14 protein-coding genes are annotated in these 14,672 nt (G+C 73.2%); 5 read left to right on the forward strand and 9 right to left on the reverse strand.

Annotated elements, in window-relative coordinates; all coding sequences use genetic code 11:
* Position 1: 1 nt before the first annotated feature.
* Together AB0Q90_RS36145 and fdxA are read right to left on the reverse strand one after the other, a co-directional pair.
* Positions 2-1,762, reverse strand: coding sequence for an SGNH/GDSL hydrolase family protein (locus AB0Q90_RS36145; protein WP_363158692.1), 1,761 nt, complete (start codon positions 1,760-1,762; stop codon positions 2-4).
* A 132-nt stretch (positions 1,763-1,894) separates the two neighbouring features.
* Positions 1,895-2,218: a ferredoxin gene (gene fdxA / locus AB0Q90_RS36150; protein ID WP_363158439.1), complete on the reverse strand. Its 324-nt coding sequence runs from the start codon at positions 2,216-2,218 to the stop codon at positions 1,895-1,897.
* Between the two features lie 258 nt (positions 2,219-2,476).
* On the opposite strand from fdxA, the gene AB0Q90_RS36155 reads away from it, so the two are divergent.
* From AB0Q90_RS36155 to AB0Q90_RS36170, 4 genes are all read left to right on the forward strand, one after another.
* The gene (locus tag AB0Q90_RS36155) at positions 2,477-3,433 is read left to right on the forward strand and encodes a hypothetical protein (protein ID WP_363158438.1); all 957 of its coding nucleotides are present in this window, start codon (positions 2,477-2,479) and stop codon (positions 3,431-3,433) included.
* A gap of 210 nt (positions 3,434-3,643) precedes the next feature.
* Positions 3,644-3,799 carry a hypothetical protein gene (locus AB0Q90_RS36160; protein WP_363158437.1) on the forward strand — a complete coding sequence of 52 codons (156 nt, stop codon included), beginning with the start codon at positions 3,644-3,646 and terminating at the stop codon, positions 3,797-3,799.
* On the forward strand, positions 3,796-5,112 hold the full coding sequence (locus AB0Q90_RS36165; protein ID WP_363158436.1) for a glutamate-5-semialdehyde dehydrogenase: 1,317 nt from the start codon (positions 3,796-3,798) through the stop codon (positions 5,110-5,112). Before AB0Q90_RS36160 ends, AB0Q90_RS36165 begins: the two co-directional genes overlap by 4 nt.
* A 16-nt stretch (positions 5,113-5,128) precedes the next feature.
* Complete coding sequence (locus tag AB0Q90_RS36170) at positions 5,129-5,293, forward strand: hypothetical protein (RefSeq protein WP_363158435.1); 165 nt, start codon at positions 5,129-5,131, stop codon at positions 5,291-5,293.
* 80 nt (positions 5,294-5,373) lie between these two features.
* Here the strand turns inward: AB0Q90_RS36170 and proB are convergent, their stop codons facing one another.
* From proB to AB0Q90_RS36185, 3 genes are read right to left on the reverse strand one after another with little or no spacing between them, the layout of a single operon-like run.
* Positions 5,374-6,537, reverse strand: a complete 1,164-nt coding sequence (gene proB / locus AB0Q90_RS36175; protein ID WP_363158691.1) for a glutamate 5-kinase — start codon at positions 6,535-6,537, stop codon at positions 5,374-5,376.
* A 29-nt stretch (positions 6,538-6,566) separates the two neighbouring features.
* Positions 6,567-7,586, reverse strand: a complete 1,020-nt coding sequence (locus AB0Q90_RS36180; RefSeq protein ID WP_363158434.1) for an alpha/beta hydrolase — start codon at positions 7,584-7,586, stop codon at positions 6,567-6,569.
* Positions 7,583-9,676, reverse strand: coding sequence for a WhiB family transcriptional regulator (locus AB0Q90_RS36185; RefSeq protein WP_363158433.1), 2,094 nt, complete (start codon positions 9,674-9,676; stop codon positions 7,583-7,585). Before AB0Q90_RS36185 ends, AB0Q90_RS36180 begins: the two co-directional genes overlap by 4 nt.
* Positions 9,677-10,100: 424 nt before the next feature.
* Here AB0Q90_RS36185 and AB0Q90_RS36190 point away from each other — a divergent pair, with 424 nt between their 5' ends.
* Positions 10,101-11,165, forward strand: a complete 1,065-nt coding sequence (locus tag AB0Q90_RS36190) for a PhlD (protein WP_363158432.1) — start codon at positions 10,101-10,103, stop codon at positions 11,163-11,165.
* A 69-nt stretch (positions 11,166-11,234) separates the two neighbouring features.
* Here the strand turns inward: AB0Q90_RS36190 and AB0Q90_RS36195 are convergent, their stop codons facing one another.
* From AB0Q90_RS36195 to AB0Q90_RS36210, 4 genes are all read right to left on the reverse strand, one after another.
* Positions 11,235-11,963, reverse strand: a complete 729-nt coding sequence (locus AB0Q90_RS36195) for a TetR family transcriptional regulator (RefSeq protein WP_363158431.1) — start codon at positions 11,961-11,963, stop codon at positions 11,235-11,237.
* A 169-nt stretch (positions 11,964-12,132) separates the two neighbouring features.
* Positions 12,133-12,699: a TetR family transcriptional regulator gene (locus tag AB0Q90_RS36200; protein ID WP_363158430.1), complete on the reverse strand. Its 567-nt coding sequence runs from the start codon at positions 12,697-12,699 to the stop codon at positions 12,133-12,135.
* 115 nt (positions 12,700-12,814) lie between these two features.
* Positions 12,815-14,440, reverse strand: a complete 1,626-nt coding sequence (locus AB0Q90_RS36205; RefSeq protein ID WP_363158429.1) for an FAD-dependent oxidoreductase — start codon at positions 14,438-14,440, stop codon at positions 12,815-12,817.
* Entirely contained in the window at positions 14,424-14,660 is a 237-nt protein-coding gene (locus AB0Q90_RS36210; RefSeq protein ID WP_363158428.1) for a hypothetical protein, read from the reverse strand. The genes AB0Q90_RS36205 and AB0Q90_RS36210 overlap by 17 nt, the downstream gene beginning before the upstream one ends.
* Between the last annotated feature and the right edge of the window lie 12 nt (positions 14,661-14,672).

A 14,672-nucleotide genomic window follows, 5' to 3' on the forward strand; every position in this document is an offset into this window, starting at 1 on the left:
GTCAGGGCCGCAGCAGACCCAGGTCCACCGACTCCGCCAGCGCGGCGAGCCCCGCGTCCCCGGGGTGCAGATGGTCGCCGCTGTCGTAGGCGGGCAGGATGCGCGCGGGGTCCGCCGGATCCCGCAGCACCGCGTCGAAGTCCAGGACGCCGTCGAACACCCCGGCGTCCCGGATCCAGGCGTTCACCGCGACGCGCTCCGCGTCGGCGGCGGCCGTGCACCGCGCCTCGCCCTCGCACGGCACGATCGTCGCCGCCAGCATCCGCAGCCCGCGCGCGTGCCCCCGGTCCGCGATCTCCCGCAGCCCGGCGATCACCTGGTCCGCCGTGGCACCCCAGCGCACGTCGTTCACGCCCTCGAACACCACCGCCGTACGCGCCGACGGCTGGGCGAGGACATCCCGGTCGAACCGGTTCAGGGCGCTCACCCCGGCGGTGTCCGTGGAGACCCCGTCGCCGGGATAGCGGTCGGAGACCACCCGGTTGCCGGAGATCCCCTGGTTGAGCACGCCGTAGTGCGGCACCGCGTCCTGGGCGAGCAGCCGGGACGCCAGCACGTTCGGCCAGCGCCGGTTGGCGTCGAGGGTGGACTTGTCGCCGTCGGTGATCGAGTCCCCGAGCAGCACCACGGACCCCGGCCCGCCGCCCACGTCGACCGCGCCCAGCAGCGGCCAGCTCGTGAGGGTCGAGGTGTACGCCGTGGGCGAGCCGTCGGCCGTGTGGTCGCCCGGCTCGCTCAGATACGACCGCTGCTGCGCGAGCCGGTGCACGGGCGCCGCCGTCACCGTCCCGGGCAGATGGAAGCTCACCAGGAGATTGGTGTCCGCGGGCACGTCGAAGCCGAGGGGATCGCTGAACACCTGGGCACCGGCCGGGATCTCGGCGCCGGCCGCACCACCGAAGGACAGCGGCACCGGCGTGCCCTCCGGGGTGGCGCCGGACGCCTGCACCGCCACCGTCGCGCCGCCGATCCGCACCGGCGCCGCCGCGAAGGTGTTGTCGAAGCGGACGCGGACCCGCGGCCCGCCCGCGGAGCTGTGCACCACCAGCCGCAGCGTCCGGTCGGTCCACGGGCCCACGGCCGCGTAGCCGCCGGTCGCGGTGGCCCAACTGCCGGTCCAGTCACGGCCGGTGTCCCGCACCGACACGGCGAACACATGCATCCCGGCCGCACGCGGCAGCCGTACGGAGGCGACCTCGCGGCCCGCGGCGAGCGGCACCGTCACCACGTACAGCCGGGCCCGCTCGGCGAGTTGGCCGACGGGTGTGTTGATGTGCGGCAGGGCCAGCGCCTTCGTGGCGAGCGGGCCGGTGCGCCAGTCGGGGGCGGTCAGCCGGTACCCGGTGCGGCTGCCGTTCGCGTACGCGACCGTGCCGGAGCCGCTCACCGGGTCACCGGCCGTGCCGGTGACGAGGAAGGCGAGGGCGTCGCCGCGCCCGCGGACGCGGACGTTCTGACCGTCGGCGCGGACGTTGTCGGGCCCGCCCGCCGACCGGCGCGGCCAGTCGAGCGGCGCGCCCTGCACGGTGAGCGTGCGGCCGGGGTTCCAGCCGGCGGCGGCCAGGTCCTGCGCCGACAGGGAGGCGCCCGAGCCGTCGAAGTCGGCCTCGCCGGGGCGGGTGTCGTCGCTGACCGCGGTGTTGTCGAAGAGCCGTTCCAAGGGCAGCGGCTCGGCCGAGGTCACCGCGGAGGCGGTCGCGGACGAGACGGGCAGCAGGCCCGCGACCAGGGCGAGCGTCACCCCCGCACCCCGAAGACTCAGCCGCACGTCCGCCCCTCTCCTCAGTGGAACCCCGTCGAAGACTGACGTGATGTCAGGCGGGCACGAAGCTATGGACGTGGCGGACGTACGTCAACGAGGGCCGTGTGAACAGCCGGGGAACTCACCCGAACGTCACGGCTTGGCGGTCACCGGCAGCTCCGCGACCAGGGCGTGGTCCTGCTCGACGGGCCCGAGCCCGCGCGCGCCGCCCGGCGATCCGAGCTCGGCGAAGAACTCGGCGTCGGCCTTGCGGAAGTCCGCGTACTCGGTGGGGAGGTCGTCCTCGAAGAAGATCGACTCGACCGGGCAGACGGGCTCGCAGGCCCCGCAGTCGACGCATTCGTCGGGGTTGATGTACATCTTCCGCGGGCCCTCGTAGATGCAGTCGACGGGGCACTCCTCGATACAGGCCTTGTCCTTGAGGTCGACGCAGGGCTGGGCGATGACGTAGGCCATACCAACTCTCCATGGTCCGGGTGTCGTTGCGGGCGAGATGGGTGTCGCGAGGGTAGGAGCGGGGGCAGGAATCCCCGTGGACGTCCGATGGAGTCCGTCTCGAACGCCCGTTGGGCTCGGGCCCGTTGACCTGCCAATGTGTTCGGGCCGGGCCCGGCCTCGGTTGCGGAGGCTAATTCAGCGCCCGTAGACTTCAACGGAGGATGAAATAAGGAAAGACGAAAGATCGCTCCGTGCCCGGCGCGGTGAAAGGACGTCGTGAACACCGTGTTCTCGGTTCTCGCGCTCGGCACTGCCTCGGCCCTGGCCTACGCCGCCGCGGCCGTGGGCCAGCGCGTCGCGGCCCTCCAGGCCGGCGGGCCGCACGGCACCGGTCTGCGCCGCTCGGGCGCGTGGTGGATCTCGATCCTGCTCAACGCGCTGGGCGCCGTACTGCACACCGCGGCCCTGCGCTACGGCTCGCTCGTCACCGTCCAGATGCTCGGCGTGCTCACCCTGGTCGCGGCCCCGCTGCTGTCCTCCGCCGTGCTGCGGCACCGGATGACCCCGGCGCAGTGGTCGGGCACGGCGCTGACCGTGGCGGGCGTGGTCGGGCTGCTCGCACTGGTCCCTTCCGCCGGCACCAGCCGCACCCTCGACGCGCGTGAACTGGTCGGCGTCGTCGGCCTGACCGCCGTGGCCATGGGCATACCGACGGTCGCGGCGGCCGTCGCCCGGCGGCCGGGGCTCGGCAGTCTGTCGTACGGGGCCGCCGCCGGCGTCGCCTTCGCCGCGGCCTCGGCCCTGGCGCAGACCGCCGTACTCCAGGTGACCGGCGAGGGATCCGGCACCTTCGCCACGACCGTCCTGGTGGCCGGCGGAGTGATCGGCCTCGCGCCGGCCGGACTGCTGCTGTGCCAACTCGCCTACCGCGGCGGCCTGGAGGCACCGCTGGCCACCGTCACCCTGGTGAACCCCGTCTTCGCCGTCGTCATCGGCGTCGCCGTCCTGGGCGACCGCTACGCCACGGACCCCCTCACCGTGCTCGCGGCCCTCACCGCCGCCCTCGCCGCGGCCCGCGGCGTCTTCGTCCTCGCCCGCGCCGAGGCCCACGCCGCCCCCGAGGGCTCCCGCCCCCAAGTCGCCGCCCCCGGCGGCCACTTCTGGGGCATACGGTCGCGGCGGCCGACGGTGGCCGCAGCGTCGGGCGAGGCGAGCGGTATGGCGCCCCGATAGGAGCGCGGGGCCGCGCGACCGACCCCCACCCACCCGCGGGCGAGCGAGGACTCAAGCCCTGGCGGAGCGCCGGTCGTGCCCGGAGGAAGACGGGTTGTCGCAGCTCGGACCGCGTGCCAGCCTCCTAAGTAGGCGACCTCACCGCACGTTGAGTTCTCGCCCTGCGCCACGGCGGCAGCCGCACGCACCCGCACACCCCAGGGAGTACCTATGAGCAGCACGGCGGGTCCTGGTCTCACCGTCCGTCCGGAGGAGGCCGAGGCATTGGCCTGGGTGATGCTGGCCGAGCTGTCCGGCACCGTACCGGACGAGGACGAGCTCCAGGCCGATGCCCGGGCCGTACCGCAGGGCGGGGACGACCGTTGACCGCCGATGCCTCGCTGACCGCTCGAACTCCCGCACCGCCCCCGGACGGCGAAGTCCGCGCCGCGGCCCGGGCCGCCCGCGTGGCCGCACGCCGGCTGTCCGCCACCAGCGGCGAGGAACGCAACGCCGCGCTGCTCGCCATCGCCCGCCGGCTGACGGTGGACCCGGCGGACATCCTGGCCGCCAACGAACGGGACGTGGCCGCCGCCCGCGAGGCCGGGCTCTCGGCGACGGTCCTGGACCGGCTGAGCCTGACCCGCGACCAACTCGCCTCCCTCGCCCGGACGGTGCGCTTCCTCGCGGCCGAGCGGGACCCGGTCGGCGAGAGCACGGAAGGCTCCGTGATGCCCAACGGCCTTGAGGTACGGCGGATCAGGGTCCCCCTCGGCGTCGTCGGCATGATCTACGAGGGCCGCCCCAACGTCACCGTCGACGCCGCCGCCCTCTGCCTCAAGAGCGCCAACTCCGCCCTCCTGCGCGGCTCGTCGACCGCCCACCACACCAACACCGCCCTCGTCGCGGCCATGCGCCAGGCGCTCGCCGACACCGGCATACCGGTCGACGCGGTCCAGCTGGTGCCCGGAACCACCCACGCCTCGGTACGCGAACTCATGTCGCTGCGCGGCCTGGTGGACGTCCTCGTCCCGCGCGGCGGCCGTGACCTGATCCGGACCACCGTGCGCGAGGCCGCCGTCCCGGTGATCGAGACCGGCGTCGGCAACTGCCACGTCTACGTGGACCAACACGCCGACCTGGACAAGGCGCTGGCGATCCTGCTGAACGCCAAGACGCAGCGGCCGTCCGTCTGCAACGCCGCCGAGTCGCTCCTCGTCCACGAGGCCGTCGCGCCCGCCTTCCTGCCCCGCGCCCTGTCCGAGCTGGCCCGGCGCGGCGTGATCGTGCACGGCGACCGACGGGTGCGGGCCTGCCACGACACGGTCGTACCGGCCACCGACGCGGACTGGGACCGCGAGTACCTCTCCCTGGAGATCTCCGCCGCCGTCGTGCGCTCCCTGGACGAGGCCGTCGAGCACATCCGCCGCCACGGCACCGGGCACACGGAGGCGATCGTCACCGACTCGCAGTCCGCCGCCCGTCGTTTCGTCGCCTCGCTGGACACCGCGGTCGTCGCCGTCAACGCCTCCACGCGCTTCGCCGACGGCGGCGAGATCGGTCTGGGGACCGAACTCGGCGTCTCCACGCAGAAGCTGCACGCGCGCGGCCCCATGGGGCTGACCGCGTTGACCACGACCAAGTACGTCCTGGTGGGCGACGGTCACACTCGGGGCGGAGTCGCCGCCCCGCTGCCGTAGACGGGGAGGTCCGTTCATGCAGATACGCATCATCAGGAAGAGGAAGCCGGCGGTCTGGCTCCTGTACCGGGACGACTCGCGGCGCGGCCGGCAGCCCATCGCGCAGGCCGCCCCGCCGCTGGGGCTTGCCGGGGTGGACGACGACCCTGCCGAGTTCCACATCGTGCGCAGCATCGACTGAGCGACCCGCCCCTTGCGGGGCGCACGGCTCCGCGGCGCCCGTCCGGTCTCCACCGGTGGGCGCCGCGCCGTGCTGTGCCCTCACCCGGACTGGGTGTCCTGTGCCGCGAACTCACGCGCGGGCAGGACCCGCACGCTGACCTGCCGGCGCAGCTGGGCGGGGAGCCCGCTGCGGGCGGCGCCCGGGAGCAGGACCAGGTCGTCCTGGTGGACCACCTCGCGGCCCGAACGGCCGCGCAGCAGCGACAGTTCCTGGAAGGCGAGCGAGGCCAGGCCCCGGCCGACGACCTGGCCGTCCTCGTCGAGCAGTTCCACCGGGTCGCCCGCCACGAACTGGCCCGCCACCCGGCTCACGCCGGTGGCCGGCAGCGCGCCGCGGCCCTGGACGAGCGCCCGCACCGCGTCCTCGGTCAACTGCACCGTTCCGCGCGGGCTGCTGGCGTGCTCCAGCCACAGCAGATGGTCGGCGCTGCGGTCGCCGGTGCGGTGGAACAGGGTGCCCGTCTCCCGCCCGGCCAGCGCGTCGGCGGCGTGCCGGGCGGCCGTGAGGATCACCGGGACGCCCGCCGCGGTGGCGATCCGCGCCGCCTCCACCTTGGTCACCATGCCGCCGGTGCCGACACCCGAACTGCCCGCGCCGCCGATCTCCACACCCGCCAGGTCCTGCGGACCGTGGACGTCCGTCAGGCGCTGCGTGCCGGGACGCCGGGGGTCGCCGTCGTACAGGCCGTCGATGTCGGACAGCAGCACCAGCAGGTCGGCGCGGACCAGATGGGCGACGAGGGCGGCGAGCCGGTCGTTGTCGCCGAAGCGGATCTCCGCCGTGGCCACGGTGTCGTTCTCGTTGACCACCGGCACCGCCCCCATGGACAGCACCTTGGCGAGCGCGCGGTAGGCGTTGCGGTACTGGGCGCGGCGGCCGATGTCGTCGGCCGTCAGCAGCACCTGGCCCACCCGCAGCCCGTACCGGGCGAACGAGGCCGTGTACCGGGCCACCAGCAGCCCCTGGCCGACACAGGCGGCGGCCTGCTGCCCGGCCAGGTCGTGGGGCCGTTCGGCGAGCCCCAGCGGCGCGAGTCCGGCGGCGATCGCGCCCGAGGAGACCAGCACGATCTCGGTGCCGGCGGCCCGGGTGCGCGCGAGTACGTCCACCAGGGCGTCCACGCGGTCCGAGTCCAGGCCGCCGACCGCCGTGGTCAGCGACGACGACCCCACCTTCACCACGATCCGGCGCGCCGCCAGCACATCGGCGCGCAGTCCGTTCCCGGGCCGCGTCACTGTGCGGCCGCCATCGGTTGGGCGAGGTCCGAATCCGGCGTCCGGGGTGTCTCGCGCAGGTCGCGCAGGTCTCGCAGGTCTCGCAGGAGAGCCTGAACGGTCTCCACGACCAGGACGGGACGCTCGTAGGGCAGGTCGTGGCCCTGGTTGGGCACGGTGTGCAAGGTCGCTCCCGGGATGTCGTCGGCCAGTCGTGCGGCCTGGGCAGGCGGTGTGTAGCAGTCCAGCGCGCCGACCAGGATGCGCGTGGGCACCCGGCCCAGCGCGCCCAGGCGGCCCGCACAGTCGTGCAGGGTCAGAGCGGCGTAGAACTCGGCCACGGTCAACGGCGGGATGTCGCGCAGCGACCGGGCGTCGGCGCGCACCGTCTCGGTCTGCGGGCCGGGCCCGAACAGCGCGCGCCACAGCGGGGCGGCCGAGGGGTGGGACAGCGGCCCGGTGAGCAGCCGGTGCACGGCCTTGGCCCAGCTCGGCGAGCGCAACAGCCCGTCGGCGAGCCAGCGTTCGGCGTGGGTACGGCGGTGCGCGGGGCGGTCCGGCGGCTCGGCCGGAACCGGCCCCACCTCGTCCAGACAGGTCGAGAACAGCCCGACGCCCGACACCCACGTCCCGATCAACTCGGGCCGGACGGCCGCGAGTTGCTGCACGGCCATGCCGCCCATGGAGTGACCGACCACCAGGACGGGCCCGTCCTCGGGCACGGTCGCCTGGCGCAGGACGAGTTCGAGATCCCGCCCGAGCACCTCCATGTCGAGCACGGCCCGCCCACGGGTCGACCGCCCGTGCCCGCGCTGGTCGTAACTCACCGCCCGCAGCGCCGGAAACCCCGGCCGTGGCCGGGTCAACGCATCGATGTGCGGCCGCCACCCCAGCGCGGACATGGTCCACCCGTGCGACAGCACGACGGTCGCCTCCGCGTCCGGCGCGCCATGCGTGTATACGACGATCTCGGCGCCGTCCTCCGTGACAACCGTCCCGGCCAGCCGCCGAGCCTGCGCCGCTCCACCCCCACTCATGCGCTCCCCCCACGCGTCACGACGACGGACACACGAGCCCGCCGGACGACGACGGACACCTGGGCACCGTCGGGACGGTTGGTGTTGCCCTTCGCGGCCGGCACGGGGGTACGGCCGTTCTCGGCCGGTGCTTGGGCGTGTTCGGGGGAGGCGGAGACGCGGGGAGTGGGGGTAGGGGTCTTTCCTGCCGGTACGGGGGCACGTCCGGGCGAGACGGAGACGCGGGGGCGTCGGTCTGGGGGTGGTGTGGGGGTGGGGGGCTGTCCGGTGGGTGCTTGGGCGTGTTCGGGGGAGACCGAAACGCGGGGGCGTCGGTCTGAGGGTGGTGCGGGGGTAGGGGTCTTCCCCGTCGGTACCGTGGCACGCCGAGGGGGGACCGAGACGCCTGGTCGCCGGTCCGAGGATGGTGCGGGGGTAGGGGTCTTCCCCGCCGGTACCGCGGCACGCCCAGGGGGGACCGAGACGCCTGGTCGCCGGTCCGAGGATGGTGTGGAGGTACCGCTCTTCGCTGCCGGTACCTGGGCACGCCCCGGGAAGACCGAGATGCGCGGCCGCTGGCCGGGGCGCGGGGCGCGCTCGCCGCCGACCGCCGACCCCGCACGCTCCGAATGGCCCGCAGCCGGGGCCTGGACAGGCCCGGCGCCGGTGGGCGGACGCCGCGTGTCACCGGTGCGAGGCATCGGGGCGCGGTCGCCCGTGAGCGGTGCCTGACGGCGGTCGGCACCGTGCGGTGCCGGTGTGCCCCGGCTGCCGGCGGTGGCGCTCGGCACCCGGTCGGGCTCGGCGTTGAACGGCGCTCGGGCACGGCTGGAGTCGATCGGCGGCCGACCGCCGTTGTCGGTCATGGGTGCCCGCCCGCGCTCGGGTGTGCCGGGCGTGCCGGGCATACGGGTCCGGGGCGCGCGTTGCTCCCGCCCGCCGGGCACGGTGCGGTTGAGGTCGGCGCTGATGGGGCCTGGGGGTGTGCGGCGGTTGCTTCCGGGTGTGAGGGGTGTGCGTCCCCGCTCCCCGGCGCCCGGGATCGTACGGTTCCGGTCGCCGGTGATGGAGCCTTGGGGTGCGCGGCTTCGCTCGCCGCCTCCTGGGGCGGCGCGGTTGCGGTCGGGTGGGACGGGGGTGCGCCCTCGTTCCCCGGTGCCCGGGATCACGCGGTTCCGGTCGCCGGTGATGGAGCCTTGGGGTGCGCGGCTTCGCTCGCCGCCCGCTGGCTCAGCGCGGTTGCGTCCGGGTGAGAGGGGCACGCGTCCCCGCTCCCCGGCGCCCGGCAACACGCGGTTCCGGTCCCCGGCGACGGAGCCCAGGGGTGCGCCGCTTCGCTCGCCGCCTCCTGGGGCAGCGCGGTTGCGGTCGGGTGGGAGGGGGGTGCGCCCTCGTTCCCCGGCGCCCGGCAACACCCGGTTCCGGTCGCCGGTGATCGGCCCCGCCGGATGTTGTGTGACGGCCGGGAGGCGGCGGGCTGTGCCGGGCAGGAGGCGGTAGCCCTTGAGGGGGGCGCGGCCGGGGGAGGCGCTGCCGCGTATGGCAGGGCGTTCGGCGCCGACCACCCCCTGTCCTTCGGCCGTCCCGGTCCTGCGCACCCTCTTTCTCGGCGCCCGTGGATTCGGCATGCCGCTCACCGGACCGCGCGTGCAGGAAGACGCCAACTCGGCCAGCTGCCAAGCCTGTTGGACCTGACCGAAGCTGACGCCGAGCGCGCCGGCGATCCGGCGGGGGGTCCAGCCGTGCCGGCGCAGGTACCACACGTAGGCCGGCCGCTCCCGGGGCGTCGCGCTGATCCGGTGCCCGCCGCCCGCCAGGTACGCGGCCAGTTGCGCGCTGGTCGCCTCCAACGTGTCGGCGATGCGCATCAGTTCACGCCGTTCCCGGGCGTTGAAGCCGCCCCAGATCCCGGCGCCCTCGTCGTTGAGCAGTGCCTCGCGCAGGCACTCCCGGGCCACTGGACAGCTCCCGCACAGGCGCTTGGCGATGGCCTCCTTGTCGACGCCGCCCGACGCTCCTGGGAGAGGGAAGAAGGTCTCGGGGTCGGTGTCTCGGCAGGCGGCGCGTTCGGTCCAGGGGTCGGGATCCGCGTAGTGCGGTGGTGCATGCATGGCGGTCGGCCCTTTCTCGGTGTGAACCCGGTGGCCGTAGCTCTGGGCTGTCCTCCCGGATTGAATTCCATACGCGTTGAATTTCGCTCTAGCTGTAGTCAACTCCGGCCTCGTACCGTCGTGTTCAGCAGTCGACCCCGGGTGGAGCCCGAATAGCGGGGAGCCTCGGGGGCTAGGTTCAGATCCGAAGTCATGTGCTCATGGATGCGGCGCTCCTTCGCGCCGTGTCCGCCGTACCGCGCCGCGCAGGCGCCCGTGAGGGAAGCACCGTCAGACACCGGGGGGAGTGTTCGGCATGCCCAGATTTCCACGGAGAGAGCCATCGAGAGGCGACGGCTGCGACGTCGCCCACGTGCCCGAACACCGGGCCGGACGTAAGCAGTGCTCCCAACTTCCGCAGGCCTCCCACCGTTTTGGAGACGTCGTGCCTGTCCTCACCGCTCCCGTCGTCGCTCTGCCCCGCTACCAGGTCACCACTGACGAAGTCATCGAACGCATCGCGGAGTTGTACCCGGATCACCCGAAGCTGGCCCAGATCCGGCGGATCATCCGTTCCACCACCGTGCGGACGCGCTGGTACACCCGTCCGCTGTCCGAGCAGTTCCGTGACGAGCACTCGCTCGCCGAGCGGACCCGGGAACACCTCCAGGACTCGCTGGAGCTGGCCGAGCGCGCCGCACGCGGGGCGCTGCGGGAGGCAGGACTCGGCCCGGCCGCCGTCGACGCGGTCGTGGTGGTCAGCGCCACCGGGCACACCATGCCCGGCCTCGACGCCCAGCTGGTGGACAGGCTCGGCCTACGGCCGTCGGTCCGTCGGATACCGGTCACCCAAATGGGCTGTGCCGGCGGGGTGTTCGGGGTCTCGACGGCGATGGAACTGGTGGCGGCCCGCCCGGACGTCACGGTCCTCATCGTGTGTGCCGATGTGTTCAGCCACTATCTGAACCGCAACGACTCCGGCCTGGACGGCATGATCTTCAAGGGGATCATCGGTGACGCCGCCGGCGCATGCGTCGTGCGCAACGGCCCGGTCAGCGGTCCGCACATGGAGCTGACCGCTTCCTGGGAGTGCCTGTACGCGGGCAGCCACGGCGTGGTCGGCAGCTGTACCGACAACGACGGACTGCACGGCTTCAACTCGCCGAAGCTGCTGGATGCGATCCGCGAGGTGGTGCCCATGCTGAACGACTGGCTGGCGCACAGCGCGCGGCCCGGCACGGACGGCGCTCCGGAGTTCGTCGTCTCGCACACCGGGAGCCCCCGGGTCATCGACTCGCTGGTCAACGGACTCGGTGTGGAGCCCCAGCTGTTCGGCCTGTCCCGCGACTCGCTGCGCGACCTCGGAAACCTCGGCTCCGCATCGGTGCTGGAGGTCCTGGAGCGGACCTTTGCCAAACCTCCCACGGAAGGAGCGCACGGGCTCATGCTCGCACCCGGGCCGGGCGTCTCCCTCATGGCCGTGAAGACGATCTGGCGGGGCGGAATCTGATGGACCATCACCGGTCGGGCGGCTCCGCGGCGAAGCCGCCCGCACCGACGTCCGCCGTTCGCGCAAGGCTCAGCTGGGCTCGGTCCGCTCGTCGGCTCGGTACGGAGCCAGCTGTTCGGACAGGCGCACATCAAGAGCCGGTACCACCCAGCTGACGAAGTCCTGGAAGTCCATGTCCGCCAGCGGATGGATCTTGAGCACATAGCGCATGATGGCCAGCCCTGCGAGGTGGCCGGAGGCCAGTGCGGCACGGATGTCGGAGTCCGACCGGTCCTTGTAACCGCTCGCGCTCATCCACACCTTGGTGCTCGCCTCGATGCGAGCCCTGAGCAGGTCCGACGTGGAACTGTCGGCGAGCCCCGCCCGGTAGATGGCGGTCATCGCGTAGCGCGTCCTCTCGTTCTCCCAGAACGAGAAGTACGTGTGGGCGATCCAGGTCGCCTCCGATGTGGCGTCCTCGGAGATCGGCATGCCGTCGAAGGCGGCGGAGACGCTGAAGGGTGAGTTGACCGCCGCGTCGAACACCCCCTCCTTGTTCGTGAAGAAGTGGTGCACCAGCGCCGGATCCACCTGCGCGCTCTCGGCGATCGCGCGAATCGTGGTGCGGGCGTACCCGCGGTCGGCGAAGAGGCGGAGGGCCGCTTCGAGAATCTGGTCGCGGGTGCCGCTCTCCCCGGGGCGGCGACCGCTGCGCGCGCGCTTCGTCCGGCTCTGGCGAGCCCTCGAAGTACCGGACCCGCTGGCCGTGTTCGGTACTTCGGGTGTAGAAGCGGAACCGTCTGTGCGCCTGGATTTCATGAGATCACTGCACTTCGCGTGGGGAGTCTCGGAACGAGTAATTCACTGTATGGTGAAAATATCTTAGCAGGCGAGACACCAGGAAATCCATGATCGAGTGGAATCTTGCATTCTTCTGCCACGCCCGCTCGTAGGCCCGGACGCCCCCCGAATGTATGCGGTTGCGCCGTCACCCCGTCGCGAGCACCGTCCGCAGAGAAGGCGTCACCAGCTCCGCCAGCGCCGCCACCGGCAGATCGGCGATCGGCCGCAGCCGCAACACGTAACGCGTGAACGCCACGCCCAGCAACTGAGCGGCCAGCACTCCGGCGCACGCGGCGGCGCGCTCGTCGCCGAGCGCGCCGCGCAGGCTGCTGGTGAACTGCTCGTGCAGCATCTGCCGCAGATGCTCCGCCGCTCGCTCGTTGGTCGCGGCGCACCGCAGCAGCAGTCGCATCGAGCCCTCGTCGGAGTCGTTCTCCCAGGGCGCCAGGAAGTGCGTGATCAGCGCCTCCGGCAGCAACTCGACGGGCGTCCCCGTCAGATCGGGCAGCTCCAGGTCGACGTCGAGCGCCGCGTCGAAGAGCTGCTCCTTGCTGCCGAAGTACCGCATGACCATGGACGGGTCGATCGAGGCCGTGGCGGCGATGGCTCTTATGGTCGACCGCTGGTAGCCGTCCGCGGCGAAGTGCATGCGCGCGGCCCGCAGTATCGCCTCGCGGGTGCGCTGCGAACGTCTGGTGAGGACCTGGGCCATGACGGCGAGCCTTCCTGCAACGGGTCCTGTCGGCCCACACGGTGCCCCTGCACCGCGCGGGTTGCCGATCATCGGAGGGTGACGGGATGCGGTGCTGGTCCACGGCGTCCTCTCGTCACATTTTCTCGGCCCGGGCCGGCTCCGCCTCGGCCTGCTCGGTCTCCTCCACGGCGGGTTCGGCGGGCACGCCGATACCGGCGGCGGAGTCGGCCTGCCGCTGTGGCGTGGGGCCCTCCGCACCGCACCAGTGGAGCAGCGCCTGGCGCACCCGCTCCACGTGTCCGGCCGGGTTCGACCGGCCGTCCACCCACGCAGCGTAGCCGTCGGGGCGCACCAACACAGCGCTCACGCCGTCGAGTTCGGCGACCGGCTCGGTCACCCGGATCGGGCACACCCGGGAGCCCCAGGCCTCGGTGAGCGCCGCGGCCGAACCGTCCTCGCCGAGGTCGAGCAGGAGGAAACGGCCGTCGCGCATGAGCTCGTACAGCCGCACCGGTGCCGCGCCCGGCCGCGCCACCGTCAGTTCCGGCATCCGCTGCCCGGCGCGCAGCCGGGAGCCGTCCGTGCGGCGCGGGCCGCCGGGCGCGGCGTATCCGGCGCGCAGCCCCGAGAGCGTCTCGCCGGCCAGCTTCCTGATCCGGCGGTTGCCCAGCAGCCGCGGCAGCACCCGTCGGCGCACTCCGCTCACCAGCGGCGAGGGATGCGTGCCCAGCCGCGTGGCCCGGTCGGTGGCCCGCAGTACGCGCTCCGCCTGCGGCCGGCGCTCGCTCTCGTAGGTGTCGAGCAGCCCGGTCGGCGCCCAGCCCTGCACCGTGGCGGCCAGTTTCCAGCCGAGGTTGACGGAGTCCTGGATGCCGAGGTTGAGGCCCTGGCCGCCCAGCGGAGAGTGCAGATGCGCCGCGTCACCGGCGAGCAGCACCCGGCCGGCCCGGTACTGGTCCGCGAGCCGCTGGTGGATCTTGAACCGGGCCAGCCACTCGGGCTCGTACGGCTTCGGGTCGAAGCCCAGCAGCCGCGTCGCCAGGTCGGACACTTCCTCCAGGGTCACCTGGTCGCGGGTCCAGGGCCGGTCCCGGTGCGCGATCGCGAGACGGTAGAGACCGTTGCCGAACGGGATCGTCACCATCAGCCCGCCGTCGCGGGACATCACCAGCAGGTCGTCCGGCGGAGGCGTGCGCAGGCGGACGTCCGCGAGGACGGGCGCGAGGTCGTAGGTACGGCCGCGGAAGGCGATCCCGGCCAGGTCGCGGACGACACTGTGCGCGCCGTCGCAGCCCACGACGTAGTCGGCCGTCTCCTCCCACTCGCCGGACTCCGTGCGCACATGGAGCGTCACACCGGTGTCGTCCTGGGCCAGGCCGAAGACCTCCGCGCCGCGCTGGATGATCACCCCGAGATCCACGGCGCGCTGTTGGAGCACCTCCTCGGTGCGGCTCTGCGGCACGATGTGCAGGGCCGCGAAGCGGGTGTCGAGCTCGGTGAAGTCGAGCCTCGCGCCGGGCGCCGGCAGCATACGGCCCACCGGCCGGCCGGCCGCGACCAGCGCGTCGGCGTGCCCGCGCAGGTCGAGCACCTCCAGCGTCCTGGGGTACAGGGCCATGGCGCGCGACTGCGCGGAGGTGCTCAGGCGGCGCTCCAGGACCGTGCACGACACACCGGCGGCGGCCAGTTCACAGGCCAGCGCGAGTCCGGTCGGTCCGGCTCCGACGATGATCACGGACTGTTCAGGGGTGGGAGCCATGGGTTCCTCCTTGGCGGGTGGTCAGCGGCAGGGCCGGCTGTGCGGGCGCGCCGACGGGCGGCCGGCCCACGCGCGCCGTCCAGGCACCGGTACGGAGGACGAGGGCGCCGGGCGACGGCCGTCCTCGTCGGGGGCGAGGGCGTGGGACATCGCCGAACACGGCGGTGAGCAGGGCCACCGCCGTGTTCCCCGATCGCTCCCGCTCCGGGGGCTCGCTCATCTCGGCTCCGTC

Source organism: Streptomyces sp. NPDC079141 (genome assembly GCF_040686775.1).
GTDB lineage: Bacteria > Actinomycetota > Actinomycetes > Streptomycetales > Streptomycetaceae > Streptomyces.